This window comes from Montanilutibacter psychrotolerans (assembly GCF_003719825.1).
Classification (GTDB): domain Bacteria; phylum Pseudomonadota; class Gammaproteobacteria; order Xanthomonadales; family Xanthomonadaceae; genus Montanilutibacter; species Montanilutibacter psychrotolerans.
Map to the genome: position 1 here is coordinate 519,708 of NZ_RIBS01000003.1, position 14,923 is coordinate 534,630.

Below are 14,923 nucleotides of genomic sequence, written 5' to 3' on the forward strand. Positions count from 1 at the left end.
ATGACCGTCATGTTTCACGGCTAAACAATTGATATTCAAGCGAATATCCGGCATGGCGATTTTTTCACCAACGTAGCCGCAGGGCTTGTCGTTGCGGGATTGCGCAATTTTGCAGACACACGATTCACAGACTTATCCACAGCCGGTGTGGATAAGGGCGTTTTCCCTTTTCCCACGGTAACTTGCGTGACGTTCGTCAGGTTTTTGGGAGCATTGACACGCAACTGCCATGGGCCTTTTTTCGGGCGCTCGCGGACGGGTCCGGATTCCTCGGCATCGCCTAGACTTTGCCGATGCCCCCGACCTCCGATCCGACCGCCAGCCCCGGGCCGCCCGCCGTCTGGCGCGTGGCCGTGCCGGTGCCGCTGGCGCGGCTGTTCGACTACCTGCCGGCGCCGGGTGAACAGGCCCGCGATGCGCACGTCGGCTGCCGGGTTCGCGTGCCGTTCGGCAGCCGCGAACTGGTCGGAGTGATCGCCCAGGTTGCCCCACGCGACCCCGACGCTCCCGAGCCCAAGCCGGCGCTGGCCCTGCTCGACGGCGCGCCGCTGTTCGCTGGCGAGCTGCTGGAATCGCTGCAATGGCTGGCGCGTTACACCCACGCGCCGCTGGGCGAGGTGTTTGCCACTGCGTTGCCGGCGCCACTGCGCCACGGCGAGCCACTGCCCGACAGCCGCAGCTGGGCCTGGCGGTTGACCGAGGCGGGGCAAACTGCCCTGGCCGGCCTGCGGGCCGGAAAGCCCCGTGCGCTGGCCACCTTGCTGTCGCGCAACCCGCTCGACGAAGACGCCCTGGACGACGCTTCCCCCGGCTGGCGGGCCGCCGCACGCGCGCTGGGCAAGCGCGCGCTGGTCGAACGCTACCCGTTGCATGCCGCGCCGACCGCACACGCCGACACGCCAATCAGCCCGTTCACGCTCGGCGAGGGCCAACGGGCTGCGGTGGATGCGGTGCTGGCCGCGCGCGACGGCTTTGCGGCGCTGCTGCTGGACGGCGTCACCGGCAGCGGCAAGACCGAGGTCTACCTGCAGGCGATCGCCGACTGCCTGGCCCGCGGAAAGCAGGCGCTGGTGCTGGTGCCCGAGATCGGCCTGACCCCACAGACGCTGGCGCGTTTCCGCGCCCGATTGGGGGTGCCGGTGCACGCGCTGCACTCGGGCCTGTCCGACGGCGAGCGGGCGCGCACTTGGGCCGCGGCCGCGCGCGGCGATGCGCGGGTGGTGGTGGGCACGCGCTCGTCGGTGTTCCTGCCGCTGCCCGAGGCCGGGCTGCTGGTGGTCGACGAAGAACACGACGGCAGCTTCAAGCAGCTTGATGGCATCCGCTACCACGCCCGCGACTTCGCCCTGGTGCGGGCCAAGGCACTGGGCGTGCCGGTGCTGCTGGGCAGCGCCACGCCGTCGCTGGAATCGCTGCGCAACGCCCAGGCCGGCCGGTACGCCCACCTGCGCCTGCGCGAACGCGCCGGCGTCGCGCTGCCGCCCAGCGTGCGCGTGGTCGACGTGCGCAAGCGGCCTCTCGAGGCGGGGCTGTCGCCGGAGTTGTTCGAGGCGGTGAGTCAGGCACTGGCCGCCGGCGGCCAGGTGCTGGTGTTCAAGAACCGCCGCGGCTACGCGCCGGTGCTGCTGTGCCACGACTGCGGCTGGAGCGCGCAATGCCAGCGCTGCGACGCGCCGATGACCGTGCATGCCGGTGGCCATCGCCTGCAATGCCATCACTGCGGTGCGCGACGACCCGCGCCCAACGCCTGCCCCGATTGCGGCGGCCTGGCGCTGCAATCGCAGGGTGCCGGCACCGAGCGCATCGAGGAGGCGCTGCTGGCCCGCTTTCCTGGCGTGCCGGTACTGCGTATCGACCGCGGGTCGACCCAGCGCCGCGACGCGATGGAGGCGATGCTGGCCAAATTCGGTCGTGAACCCGGCATCCTGGTCGGCACGCAGATGCTGGCCAAGGGCCACGACCTGCCAAACCTGACCCTGGTGGCGGTGGTGGGCATCGACGAAGGCCTGTTCTCGGCCGATTTCCGCGCACCGGAGAAACTCGCCCAGTTGCTGGTGCAGGTGGCCGGGCGCGCCGGCCGCGCCGAGAAGGCCGGCCTGGTGCTGCTGCAGACCCACCACCCCGAGCACCCGCTGCTGGCCACGCTGCTGTCGGGCGGGTACGGCGCCTTTGCACAGGCCGAGCTGGTGCAACGCGAGGACGCGGGGTTCCCGCCGTTCACGCACATGGCGATGTTCCGCGCCGAGGCCACCGAGGTCACGGTCGCCAATGCCTTCCTGTTGGCCGCCAGGCGGACCCTGGAAGCGGCCGTGCCCGCTGCGGACGCCAGCACGCTCGAAATCAACGGCCCGCTCCCGGCGCCGATGCCGCGCCGCGCCGGCTACCAGCGCACCCAGTTGCTGATTTCCGCGCCCGATCGCCGCCAGTTGCACGCCACCCTCACCGCCGCCCTGCCCGCGGTCCACGCCCTGCCCGAAGCCCGCAAGGTGCGCTGGTCGCTCGACGTGGACCCGGTGGATCTCTACTGAGCCATTCGGCCGCTCCGTCACGGCGCGCCGCCGCGCGGCGCGGTGCGACCCGCCTGCGCCGCCCGACCAGCAACGGCGCAGCTACCATCGAGTTCTCCGTCGCGTTTCCCGTTGGGCACCAACGATGAAGGCACTGCCCCGCCGCTCCGTGGCCACGTCGGCGCACGCACCGATCGCAACCGCCGACCATGCCAAAGAAGCTGATGACGTGCATCCATCTCCAACCGATCGAATCGGCGATCCGCGCCGGGGGCATCGCCGTCGCTGCAAGCGGCGACTGGTGGGGCAGTGGCAGTACCGCCAACGTGACCTTCGATTGCGTGCTGGATCGCCGTGCGATCGAGCGCCGTTTCGCGCCGCCGGCGTTCGTGCATTGGCACGAGTACGACGGGCGCGGGGCTGGTCACGAGGCCGGCTTCGACTGCACACAATGCGGATCGCTGCTGGTGGGCGGCTTCAAGAAGTACGGTGGCAGGCGATGGCCGTCCGGATGAGGTGAAAGCAGGTGCGGCGCGGCTCGTGATGGAGCAGCCGCGACCGAACCGTCGCGATGCGTCCCGCCCGCGATAGGTTCCGCGCCTAGCGGCGCGTAGCGGCGCTCGTGTCCAACGCGTGCAGCACCGCCGCACGCAACGCCGGCACGTCACCGGCATCCACCGATTGCCAAGCCAACGACGCGTCCAGCCCACACGCTGGCGTCGCGACCACCGGCACGCCGCTCGCGATCGCACCCAGCAGCGCGCGCGGCTGGTGTTCGACCCAGGCCGGCAGCGCCACCACGTCGGCCTGCAACAGCCCTTCGTGCCAGGACGCCACGCGACGCAACCGCGCCCGGCCGCTGTCCAGCCCGCGCTCGCTGTCACCGGGCGGCAGCACGATGTCGACATCCTCGTCGTGCAGCGCTTCCAGCAACGAGAAGATGCCCTTGCGCGCGAGCGCCGAGGCGGGGAAGTACACGCTCGGCCGGGCCGGATGCACTGCTGCAGCGCGCGTCAGCGGCGCGGGCAGTGCCCACGGCAGTGCCTGCGCGCGCGCGCCGGCCAGGGCGAGCACCTGCGCGTGCGGACTGAGCCAGGCATCGGCGGCGAGCAGGCCCTGCCGCTCGGCCTCGACCAACGCGGGATCGGCACGAAAGTCGCGCAGCGAATGACAGTCCGGATGGCGTCGCGACGCCCGGTCGAGCTCGGCCTGCAACTGTGTCATGGGCAGCGCCGTCATCATCACCGCGTAGCGGCGACCGGCCAGTTCGCCATCGCGCCACAGAAACGGCAACAGGCTCTGCGGCAGCACCAACTCGACGTCGCGCGCCTGCACGCTGCGTGCGAGATCGCGCGCGTGTTGCTGCAACTGCGCCAGTCGCACCTGGGGCAGCGCTTGCCCCTGCCTGCGCCGGTAGCGCCAGGCCAGCGATTGCAGCGCACGGCGCGGCAACGCCTGGGCCGGCAGCCGATGGCCATCGGTACCGAACACGACATCGCCGTCGTCGCGTTGCTGGCGCAGGTGGGCGACGAATTCCGGCCAGGCCTCCTCCATCCACCATGCACGGCGCAGGCCATCCGCTCGCGGACCGACATGGCGATGGCATGCGTCCTGGCCGCAACTGCCGCAGTCGTTGGCCACGTCGACCGGCCGGCGCGGTTGCACGGCCAGCGGCCACGCCGACGCTGTCGTCGGGCGCTGGCCACGGATGCGCAGCAGCAGGCGTTGCGCGTCCATCGAGATCTCCAGCCGCCACGCGAACGGTGCGCGCAGGCGCAGGTCGAGGTAGTTCCAGAACACGGTGGCGTCGAGGTCCTGTTCGGCCATCGAGCCGGGCAACGTGCGCGAATGGCGATGACGCTCGACGACATCGAGCCCGGCGCGCACCGCGCTGTCGTGGATGGCGTTGGACAACTGGCACAGGCCGCCGCCGATGGCCGGGATCACGCAGCCCTCGCGCAACTCACGGCCCAGCGTGTAACCGCGCGATCGTGTCGCGCGTCCGACCTGCTTCCAGAAGCCGAACGTCCGCCCGGCGCCAACCTCGATGCCGTCGAGATGACGCAGCGCGCGACGCAGGTTCTGCAACTTGCCGGCGACCAGCAGCGGGTCGGCTTCGTCCTGCGGCCACAGCGGGCCTTCGAACTCGGCCAGCACCGGGGCATCGACCAGGCTCGCCGCGTGCGCCTGCCGGCGCGGCCGCCCACCGTCACAGGCATCGACCAGCATCCGCCGCAACCGGAACACCCAGGCCTTGGCCTCGAACACCAGCGCCTGACGACGCGTGGGCAGCGCGAGCGCGACGGAAGACCCGGCGATGGCGTTCACGATGCGAGCGGCGACGGTGCGATCAGGCTTTGGCAGGCGCCGGCTTGCGGGCGGCCCTGCTGCGCGGCGCCCGATTGCCTGTGGCCTTGGCGCTGGCAGGCTTGCCGTCGCCGGTTGCCCCCTCGGCCGCAACCCGCGGCCGGGCCTTGGCCACGGGCCGTATCCAGACGATCTGGTTGTCACGGCGGACCTCGAACAGGCCGCTGGCCTCGATCAGGTCGCTGAGCTTGCGATAGCCGTAGTTGCGCGAGTCGAACGACGCCTGGTTGCTGATCTGGTGGCCCACCGCGCCCAGGTGCGACCAGCCGTCGTCGCCTGCACCGGAGTCGACGGCGCTGCGCAGCATCTGCACCAGGCGCGTGTCGCCGCGCAGTTCCTTGGCGGTCTTGGGGGTGGTCGTGGTGACCGGCTCGGTGCTGTCGGTGCTGGCCACCTGGCCCAGCGCTTCGAGGTAGGTGAACTTCGAACACGCGTTGACGAACGGCATCGGCGTTTTCTTCTCGCCGAATCCGTACACCTTCACGCCCTCGGTCAGCAGCCGCATCACCATCGGCGTGAAGTCCGCATCGGACGAGACGATGGCGAAGCCATCGAGATTGCGCGCGTACAGCAGGTCCATCGCGTCGATCACCATCGCCATGTCCGAGGCATTCTTGCCGCTGCTGTAGGCAAACTGCTGGATCGGACGGATGGCGTACTCGTGCAGCGTCCGCTCCCAGCCGCCCAGGTGCTGGCTCTTCCAGTTGCCATACGCGCGCCGCACGTTGGCGACGCCGTGTCGCGCAACCTCGGCCAGGATCACATCGATCTTCGCCGCGGGCGCGTTGTCGGCATCGATCAGCAGGGCGATGCGCTTTTCTTCGGTGGCCATCACGGCTTCCTCGTCACGGACATCGGCGGAACGGACTTCGGCGCCTGCGAGCGTAACGCAGCGGCGTCGCGCGCATGACGCACCCGGCACGCTATTGCACAATCGCCATAGAAGACAACGACACGACCCCCTCCCCCATGACCAGCCAGCTCGAACAGCTCCGCGGCCTGTCCGCGGTGGTCGCCGACACCGGCGATATTGACGCCATCGCACGCTTCCGCCCACTCGACGCCACCACCAACCCCTCTCTCCTGCTCAAGGCCGCCACGTTGCCGGCCTATGCGCCGCTGCTCGATGCCGCGCTCGCGCAGGCGCGCGGCGACGACGTGCAGGCGCGTATCGCCGACGCCGGCGACCGACTCGCCGTGGCGATCGGTGGCGAGATCCTCAAGATCGTTCCCGGCCGCGTGTCGACCGAGGTCGACGCACGCCTGAGCTTCGACACCGACGCCACGCTCGCGCAGGCGCGCCGGCTGGTCGCGCTGTACGACCAGGCCGGCATCGGCCGGGAGCGACTGCTGATCAAGGTCGCCGCCACCTGGGAAGGCATCCGTGCCGCCGCCCGCCTCGAGCGCGAGGGCATTCGTTGCAACCTCACGCTGCTGTTCTCGTTCGCCCAGGCGGTGGCATGCGCCGAAGCCGGCGTGTTCCTGATCTCGCCCTTCGTCGGCCGCATCCTCGACTGGCACCTGGCCAATGGCGCGGCCCCGCCCGCCACGCCGCAGGACGATCCCGGCGTTCAATCGGTGACACGCATCTGGCAGCACTACAAGCGCCACGACTACCCGACCGTGGTCATGGGCGCCAGCTTCCGCAACACAGGCCAGGTGCTCGCCTTGGCCGGCTGCGACCGGCTGACGATCTCGCCTGACCTGCTGGCCCGGCTCGAGGATGCCGGCGGCGCAGTCGACGCCGCACTCGTCGATGACGACGTGCGTGTCACCCGGCCCGCGACATTGGACGAAGCCGCGTTCCGCTGGCAACACAACGAAGATGCGATGGCCAGCGACAAGCTCGCCGACGGCATTCGCCGCTTCGCTGCAGACCAACACGCGCTCGAGGCGCTGCTTGCGCAGCGGCTGCACGCATGAACGCCCCACACGCGCGCGAACACCAACGCGTCGACGCGCCGACGGACTCGCGATCGAACGCGCGCATTCGTTCGTCGACAGCACGGTGGCCCGCGTGACGCGCCGGCGCGGGGCCCAGCCATGGGCGCGATGACGCCGGCGGGCCGGCTGCGCAGCATTTTCAGCGGCTCGGTCGGCAATCTGGTCGAGTGGTACGACTGGTACGTCTACGCGGCGTTCTCGTTGTATTTCGCCGCGACGTTCTTCCCCGAGGGCGACCTCACCTCGCAACTGCTCAGCACGGCGGCGATCTTCGCCGTCGGCTTCCTGATGCGGCCACTCGGCGGATGGCTGTTGGGACGCTACGCCGATCGCCACGGCCGCAAAGCCGCGCTGATGCTGTCGGTGCTGATGATGTGCACCGGCTCGCTGATCATCACCTTCACCCCGGGCTACGCGAGCATCGGCATCGCCGCGCCGATCCTTCTGGCGCTGGCACGCCTGCTGCAGGGGTTCAGCGTCGGCGGCGAATACGGCGCCTCGTCCACCTACCTCAGCGAGATGGCCACGCGCGAACACCGCGGATTCTGGTCGAGCTTCCAGTACGTGACGCTGGTGATGGGTCACCTGCTGGCGCTGACGGTACTCATCGTGCTGCAGCAGGTGCTGCTCACCGAAGGACAGCTGCGCGAGTGGGGCTGGCGCATCCCGTTCGCGATCGGCGCACTGGCGGCGGTCGTGGCGTTGTGGCTGCGTCGCAACATGGCCGAAACCGAATCGTTCGAACACGCCGCGCGTGCACCGGCCGGCACCGACGCCGCGGTCCAGGGCACGCTGCGCGCGCTGATGCAGCACCCACGCGCGGTCCTGACCGTGATCGGGCTGACCATGGGCGGCACGCTGGCGTTCTACACCTACACCACCTACATGCATAAGTTCCTGGTCAACAGCGCCGGGCTCGACCGGCACACCGCGGCGCTGCTCAACGCCTCCACGCTCTTCCTCTTCATGCTGATGCAGCCGGTGGTGGGCGCGTTGTCGGACCGCATCGGGCGACGCCCGCTGCTGATCGCATTCGGCGTGCTCGGCACGCTGCTCACCGTGCCCATCCTGAGCCACCTGCAGGACGTGCAGACCGCGGGACAGGCGTTCTGGCTGATCCTCGCCGCGCTGGTGATCGTGAGCTTCTACACCGCCATCAACGCCGTGGTGAAGGCCGAGCTGTTTCCGGTGGAGGTGCGCGCACTCGGCGTCGGGCTGCCGTACGCGCTGACCGTGGCGGTCTTCGGCGGCACCGCGGATTATGTCGCGCTGTGGTTCAAGCGCGCCGGCATCGAAAGCGGGTTCTACTGGTACGTGACCGCGTGCATCGCGGTGTCGTTGCTGGTCTACCTGTGGATGCCCGACACCCGCGCGACCTCGCGCATCGACCAGGACGAAGGAGCAAACGCATGAGTGGCGACACGCGCCATCACGTGGTGATCGTGGGAGGCGGCTTCGGCGGCCTGTGGGCAACGCGGGCACTGGCCTCGGCGGCCGTGCGCATCACCCTGATCGATCGGCGCAACCACCACCTGTTCCAGCCACTGCTCTACCAGGTGGCCACCGCCGGCCTGTCGGCGCCCGACATCGCCGCACCACTGCGCCACATCCTTCGCGACCAGCGCAACGTCGAAGTGCGGCTTGGCGAGGTCGAAGCGATCGATGCGCGCGCACGCACGGTGCGCCTGGCCGACGGCGGCAGTCTCGCCTACGACACGCTGCTGCTGGCCAGCGGTGCGACGCACGCCTACTTCGGTCACGACGACTGGGCCGAGGACGCCCCCGGCCTGAAGACGCTCGACGATGCGCTGCACATCCGGCGCCGCGTGCTGCTCGCTTTCGAGCGCGCGGAAGCCTGCACCGACCCGGACGAACGCGCCGCGTGGCTCGACTTCGCCGTGGTGGGAGGCGGTCCGACCGGCGTCGAACTGGCCGGCACGCTGGCCGAGATCGCGCGGCACACCCTGCGTCACGAGTTCCGCAATATCGACCCCGCACACGCGCGCGTGCGCCTGCTGGAGGCCGGCCCCCGCGTGCTGTCGTCGTTTCCCGAAGCCTTGTCGGCCAAGGCGCAGCGGCAGCTCGAGCGCCTGGGTGTCGAGGTGGTCACCGGACGCCCGGTGGGCGCGATCGATGCGCGCGGCTACACGCTCGGCGATCCGGCCGACGCGGCCAACGCCACCGTCGTGCCTGCACGCACGGTGCTGTGGGCGGCCGGCGTCGCGGCGTCGCCACTGGGCGCGCTGCTGGACGCGCCGCGCGACCGCGCCGGCCGCGTGCGGGTGCAGGCCGATCTCAGCGTGCCGGGGCACCCGGAGATCTTCGTCGCCGGCGACCTGGCCAGTGTGCAGCAGGACGGCAAGCCGGTCCCCGGCGTCGCGCCGGCGGCCAAGCAGATGGGGGCGCACGTCGCGGCCGCCATCCGCGCCCGCCTGGCCGGCAAGCCGGTGCCGGCGTTCCGCTACCGCGACTTCGGCAACCTCGCCACCATCGGGCGCATGGCGGCGGTGGTCGACGTGCGCGGCTTCGCGCTGTCGGGCGTGCTGGCGTGGTGGTTCTGGCTGGCCGCCCACGTGTTCTTCCTGATCGGCTTCCGCAACCGTCTGATCGTGCTGATCAACTGGGCCTGGGCCTATTGGAGCTACCAGCGCCACGCGCGAATCATCTTCGGTGTCGATCGAGCGCCGGACGCGACCGTGGATTCGGATGCGCGCTGAGCCGGAGGCACCTAGCGCGATGTGACGCGATGTGCCGGCGTCGGCGTGATGGCCGCGGATTGGGCCGCCATCGCGGTCGTGCGCACCGCCATGGCGTTGGGCACGGGCGTCTGGCGCAGCGGCCGGCAGGCTGCACGGGGCAACCTGCCGGGTGGTGCCGCCTGCGGTCGGATCGCGATGCGATCGGACCGGCAGGACGTCGTCGGCGTGACTCAGTTGTAGCCGTCGAAGTAGTACGCGCTTGCGGCGACGGTCTTGGCCAGGTTGGTGGCCAGATCGGTGATCTTCACCGACAGGTGCGCCTCGCCATCGCCCGAGGTCTCGGTGCGGATCGAGATCTTGCACGACGACATGTTCGCGCAGGTCGCGATCGGCTGCCCGGTCTCGAGGTTGGTCCACGCAAAGGAATAGTTGCCCGTGGTCAGGTTGACGGCCTGGAACACCGCGACACTGGGGTTGTTGGCGGTGCCGGGGGTCCACACGGAATGACACTGGCCGAGCGTGGGCTGATCGAACGCCCGGGTGTCGACGAAACAGGTCAGGCCTGCGTTGCTGACATCGCCGGCGTGCGCCGGCTGGCTGTGACCGAACAGCGACGCTGCGAGAACGACACCGAGAGCCGCGATCTTCTTGACGTGCATGAACCCCTCCAATGGGTAGACGTGCCGGCCCGGGACGGGCGCGGCGCAGCGAGTCTGGCGGCTGCCCGATGGGTGCCACAAGGGCTCCAGGGCGCGCACCAACCCGGCAGATCTGGCAGCTTTCGCGGGTACCATCCCGACGTTCCGCGGCGGTGATCCGATTCGAGACGACGGCGTCGCCGCCTTCGACCGCGCGATGGCCCAGGCGCGCGCGACAATCCCCGGACCATCGCAACGCCCCGCCCTTTCCGGATTCCGCATGGACCTGCTGCTGTTGTTGCTCGACCTCGTCGGTACGTTCGTGTTCGCGATCAGCGGCGCGACCGTCGGCGTGCGCCAGAGACTCGACCTGTTCGGCGTGCTGGTGCTGTCGTTTGCGGCCGCCAATTCCGGCGGCATCGTGCGCGACGTGCTGATCGGTGCGACGCCCCCAGCGGCGCTGGCCGACTGGCGCTACCTGGCGGTGTCGTGCCTGGCCGGCCTGCTGACCTTCTACCGGCACGCGCTGGTGGAGCGACTGCGCAACCCGGTGCAGATGTTCGACGCAGCGGGACTGGGGCTGTTCGCGGTCGCAGGTGCCAGCAAGGCGCTCGCATTCGGCCTGGGGCCCGTGGCGGCGACGCTGCTGGGGATGCTCAGCGGCATCGGCGGGGGCATCGCGCGCGACATCCTGGTCGCGCGCACGCCCGTGGTGCTGCAGGCCGAGCTGTACGCGGTCGCGGCCCTGGCAGGCGCGGCGGTGGTGGTGTTGGCCCACCAGTTGCGGCATCCGCACGTGCCGGCGCTGGTCATCGGCGCCCTGCTGTGTTTCGGCCTGCGCTACATGGCCATCCGGCACGGATGGCATCTGCCGGTGGCGCGTCCGCGGGATTGATTACGGCGGCGATCGATCGCGTCGTCGTCCGATGCCATCGGCCTGAGTTGCGAACGGCCCGGTTGCCCGGGCCGTCGCGACGCATCCGGGCGACGCCCGGACGCCGGTCAGATCAATGCCAGCCGTCGAGGTACCGCGCGGTCGCCGACACGATCTTCTGCGCGTTGTTGTCCAGATCGGTGATCGTCACCTGGAGCTTCGCCAGGCCATCACCGGAGACATCGGTCGAGATCGGCACGATGCAGACGCTGCCCGTGCAACCCGGATTGCCGTTGGTTTCCAGATCCTTCCAGACAAACGAGTAGTTGCCGGTGGTCAAACCCACCACCGTGAAGTACGCGATGCTGGGGTTGCTTGCCGTGCTCGGCGTCCAGACGGAACGGCACACTCCGACCTTGGGCTGGTCGTAGGCGTTGGTATCGACATAGCAAGCCAGCGCCGCGCCGGAAACATTGCCTGCGACCGCCGGCTTGCTGTGCGGCAGCAGGGCCAGGGCGAGAGCGCTGAGAACCACCATCTTCTTGACGTGCATGAACCCCTCCATTGGGTATTGGTCGACCCGCCACCACAGCACGGGCCGACCGAGTCTGGCGATGGTCCCGCGGTTTTCCAATAGGCCGCGCGCCTCACCAGCCCGCTGGCGGCGACGTCGACGCAGGCTCCTGCGCGTGGCGAGACCGGCCGGCACTGGCACGTTGCCGCGATGGCTTGGCCAGCGCCCGATGCCGGGAGGCAGAAACGCAAACGGCCCCGTTTCCGGGGCCGTCGTGTTGCGGGAACGCGCGCTGGAAATCAGGCCGCGAACAGCGCCCGCATCTTCTTGAGGGCGTTGGCTTCGACCTGGCGAATCCGTTCGGCGCTGACGCCGTACTCGTCGGCCAGTTCCTGCAGGGTGACCTTGCTGTCGGCATCGAGCCAACGGCGCTGGACGATGTCGCGCGAGCGCTGGTCGAGCCCGGACAGGCCCTCGCGCAGCAGGGCGAGCTTGCTGTCTTCCTCGTCCTCCCGCTCGTACATCTGAGAGGGATCTTCCTCGTGCGCCCGCAGGTATGCGGCCGGCGACGGGGGAGCGTTGTCCTCGTCCTCGTTGGTCGGCGCATCGAAGCCGATATCGCGACCGGACAGGCGCGACTCCATCTCCAGCACCTCGCGCTCGGAGACGTTGAGGTCGCGCGCCACCGCGCTGACTTCCTCGGCGTTCATCCAGCCCAGGCGCTTCTTGCTCTTGCGCAGGTTGAAGAACAGCTTGCGCTGCGCCTTGGTCGTGGCGACCTTGACGATGCGCCAGTTCTTGAGGATGAACTCGTGCATCTCGGCACGGATCCAGTGGACCGCGAAGCTGACCAGGCGCACGCCCTGCTCGGGGTCGAAGCGCTTGACCGCCTTCATCAGGCCGATGTTGCCTTCCTGGATCAGGTCACCGATCTGCAGGCCGTAACCGCTGTAGCCGCGGGCGACGTGCACCACGAAACGCAGGTGCGAGTGCACCAGCTCACGTGCGGCATCGAGGTCCGATTCCTGCAGGAAGCGGCGCGCGAGCGCCTGTTCGTCCTCGGCGGTGAGCACCGGAATGCGATGAACGGCGCCGATGTAGGCATCGAGCGAGCCAATCGCCGTCAGGCCGTTAAGGGCCGGAACTGGCAGGTTGTTGGCGACCAGGGCGGTGGAGGATGCGATCTGGGTCATAGGGAACCGATGTTAGCAGTCGGGGGGTACGACTGCTAAAAATTGGGAAAGTTCGCAGCGTTCCGTTAATGGAACGCCGAGGAGGTCTACGAGGCAAAGGATGTTACGACTGGCGCCAACGCTCAAGCCCTACTTCTGGGCTAGACCATCCCAACCGGTTGTCGAATTGCGCTAGTGGTGTCAGAAGCGCCGGAAACTCGGTCAATCGCCCAAGCATGTCATTTGAGCCCGCTCTGCAGATTGATTTTCATCAAGCACCTAAACGACCCTAAGGCTCGCGATCGATTGGGCATCTGTCGCGACGCTGGCGGGCCGCATTACTCCGGTCTTTGTTGATCAACCGGCCAGGAGGTGGCCCGCCCGTTCGGGGTGGGAGGCAAGGGCTCGCCCTGGCCACTGTCCGTTCTAACCCCTTGGCGCGCCGCGCGGACCCTCGATCTGGAACCGCCCGGATTTCGGAGCCGCCAGCCCCGGTTTCATCTCATTGCTCTTGTCTATCGCGACCGGGAAGGTTGAGTTCCACGTCGCCATATGCGGCCTCGCAAACCAAAGACTGGATGGTTCGCTGAGTATTCCGATGTCACGCAGCCGGTGGCGACACAACGTCCTCCTGGCATGCCGTCCTTCTTTATCAAAGCCCTGGTGGCACGCCTGAAAGTCAAGGAAGCCACGACGTCAGAAGCTTGAAGGGAGATCTTTGGCACCGGCCTCGTTCTGGAGCGCGATCGATTGAGCTGAGCCAATGATCTCCGATCGGTAGTAGGGAAATGCCTACGCCGCCGCGCGGGTTTAGCTGATTTCGTCGTCGGACTTGCTGCGACTACTCTGCCGCGCCAACCGAACTGTCCAGCGATTGGTGTCCCCAAGGCGCGACGCGATTTTGATCGGTCGATATTTCGGTTCCTCACGGCATCCACAAAATTGCGCATGAGTTGCAACTCCAGTGCTGACCGTATGGTGTGCCTGGTGGTTGCCAGGCACTGAACCGAGGTCATCGGATATGGATATCCACTCGCTTGCCGCAACGGCCGGCAACTGGCTCAACCTTCTTTCCCAGCACGGGCGCCTGATCGAGATCGACAGCGCGCTCGACGGTGCGCTGGTGGTCGAACGCTTCCGCGGCCACGAGGCGGTCTGCGCCGACTACCGCTTCGACATCGACTGCCTGTCGCCGTCGGCCACGCTCGACCTGGACGCCCTGGTCGCGCAGCCCGTCGCGTTGCGCCTGCGCGATGCCGACGGCGGCCACCGCCACTGGCACGGCTGGTGCACGCACGCCGCCGCGCTGGGCAGCGACGGCGGCTTCGCGCGCTACCGCTTGCGGCTGGAGCCGTGGACCGCGTTCCTGCGCCACCGCCGCAACGCGCTGGTGTTCCAGGACCTGGACGTGCGTGGTGTGCTGAGGCGCGTGTTCGCCGACTACCCGCAGGCCAAGTGGCGCTTCGACGCCACCCAGCCGCTCGCCAAGCCCGCCATCACCACCCAGTTCCGCGAGAGCGACCACGCCTTCGTGACCCGCCTGCTCGCCGATGCCGGATTGGCGTGGCGCTTCGAGCACGCGCAGTCGGCCGACGGCGTGGCGACCCTGGTCGTCTTCGATCGCGATGCCGCCGTGCCCGATGCGCAACCGGCCTCGTTGCGCTTCCATCGCAGCGACGCCACCGAGTCGCTCGATGCCATCACCGCCTTCGCCGAGCAGCGCCAGGCGGTGGCCGACGCGATCGGCGTGGCCAGCTGGCAGGCCGAGCAGGTCGAGGCCACGTCCGCGCAGCTCACCGCCGACCCGGCCGGCCCGCACGTTCCCTCGCGCGAGGTGTACGCGGTGCCGCGCGCCGGTCGCTACGCCGAGCGTGCCCAGGCCGAGCTGGAGGCCGAGCTGCAACTGGACGCACTGCGCCTGCCGCGCCGCCTGCACGCGGGCAGCGGCAGCGGGCGCGGCGTCGATGCCGGCGCCGCGTTCACGCTGACCCAGCACCCCGACCTGTCCGGGCAGGCGTTCGTGCCGTTGCTGGTCGAGCACGTGGCGGCCAACAACCTGTCCACCTCGGCCTCGCAGGCCAACGGCGCCGGTCACGGTGTCGCGGCCCTGCTCGATGCCGCCGGCACCGAGCGCGGCACCTACCGCAACCGCTTCCTGGCCGTGCCGCGCGACACCGCGATCGTGCCGCTGCCGCGCCCGCGCCCGCT

General features: G+C 69.2%; 12 protein-coding genes. 7 read left to right on the forward strand and 5 right to left on the reverse strand.

The window, feature by feature from the left end; translation table 11 throughout:
* Positions 1–293 precede the first annotated feature (293 nt).
* Together EER27_RS09135 and EER27_RS09140 are read left to right on the forward strand one after the other, a co-directional pair.
* The gene (locus EER27_RS09135) at positions 294–2,528 is read left to right on the forward strand and encodes a primosomal protein N' (RefSeq protein WP_123087721.1); all 2,235 of its coding nucleotides are present in this window, start codon (positions 294–296) and stop codon (positions 2,526–2,528) included.
* A gap of 188 nt (positions 2,529–2,716) precedes the next feature.
* The gene (locus EER27_RS09140; protein WP_123087723.1) at positions 2,717–3,022 is read left to right on the forward strand and encodes a hypothetical protein; all 306 of its coding nucleotides are present in this window, start codon (positions 2,717–2,719) and stop codon (positions 3,020–3,022) included.
* Positions 3,023–3,107: 85 nt separating this feature from the next.
* Here the strand turns inward: EER27_RS09140 and EER27_RS09145 are convergent, their stop codons facing one another.
* The gene (locus tag EER27_RS09145; protein ID WP_223807241.1) at positions 3,108–4,835 is read right to left on the reverse strand and encodes a VanW family protein; all 1,728 of its coding nucleotides are present in this window, start codon (positions 4,833–4,835) and stop codon (positions 3,108–3,110) included.
* A 22-nt stretch (positions 4,836–4,857) separates the two neighbouring features.
* Positions 4,858–5,706, reverse strand: coding sequence for an NYN domain-containing protein (locus EER27_RS09150; RefSeq protein WP_190285720.1), 849 nt, complete (start codon positions 5,704–5,706; stop codon positions 4,858–4,860).
* Positions 5,707–5,843: 137 nt separating this feature from the next.
* Between EER27_RS09150 and tal the strand changes: the two genes are divergently transcribed.
* The 3 genes from tal to EER27_RS09165 all read left to right on the forward strand — a co-directional run bounded on the left by tal (position 5,844) and on the right by EER27_RS09165 (position 9,535).
* A complete protein-coding gene (gene tal, locus EER27_RS09155; protein ID WP_123087727.1) occupies positions 5,844–6,797 on the forward strand; it encodes a transaldolase in 954 nt (317 codons plus the stop codon).
* A gap of 120 nt (positions 6,798–6,917) precedes the next feature.
* Positions 6,918–8,231 (forward strand): MFS transporter, encoded by a 1,314-nt coding sequence (locus tag EER27_RS09160; RefSeq protein ID WP_123087729.1) that lies wholly within the window; start codon positions 6,918–6,920, stop codon positions 8,229–8,231.
* Complete coding sequence (locus tag EER27_RS09165) at positions 8,228–9,535, forward strand: NAD(P)/FAD-dependent oxidoreductase (protein WP_123087731.1); 1,308 nt, start codon at positions 8,228–8,230, stop codon at positions 9,533–9,535. The genes EER27_RS09160 and EER27_RS09165 overlap by 4 nt, the downstream gene beginning before the upstream one ends.
* Positions 9,536–9,747: 212 nt before the next feature.
* Here the strand turns inward: EER27_RS09165 and EER27_RS09175 are convergent, their stop codons facing one another.
* Positions 9,748–10,176 (reverse strand): hypothetical protein, encoded by a 429-nt coding sequence (locus EER27_RS09175; protein WP_123087734.1) that lies wholly within the window; start codon positions 10,174–10,176, stop codon positions 9,748–9,750.
* 259 nt (positions 10,177–10,435) lie between these two features.
* On the opposite strand from EER27_RS09175, the gene EER27_RS09180 reads away from it, so the two are divergent.
* Entirely contained in the window at positions 10,436–11,050 is a 615-nt protein-coding gene (locus EER27_RS09180; protein WP_123087736.1) for a trimeric intracellular cation channel family protein, read from the forward strand.
* A 112-nt stretch (positions 11,051–11,162) separates the two neighbouring features.
* Here the strand turns inward: EER27_RS09180 and EER27_RS09185 are convergent, their stop codons facing one another.
* Both EER27_RS09185 and rpoH read right to left on the reverse strand, forming a co-directional pair.
* The gene (locus tag EER27_RS09185; protein ID WP_148040989.1) at positions 11,163–11,582 is read right to left on the reverse strand and encodes a hypothetical protein; all 420 of its coding nucleotides are present in this window, start codon (positions 11,580–11,582) and stop codon (positions 11,163–11,165) included.
* 260 nt (positions 11,583–11,842) lie between these two features.
* Positions 11,843–12,736 (reverse strand): RNA polymerase sigma factor RpoH, encoded by an 894-nt coding sequence (gene rpoH / locus EER27_RS09190; RefSeq protein ID WP_123087740.1) that lies wholly within the window; start codon positions 12,734–12,736, stop codon positions 11,843–11,845.
* Between the two features lie 1,000 nt (positions 12,737–13,736).
* Here rpoH and EER27_RS09195 point away from each other — a divergent pair.
* Positions 13,737–14,923, forward strand: a 1,187-nt coding sequence (locus tag EER27_RS09195; protein ID WP_123087742.1) for a type VI secretion system Vgr family protein, incomplete at its 3' end; no start/stop codon positions are given.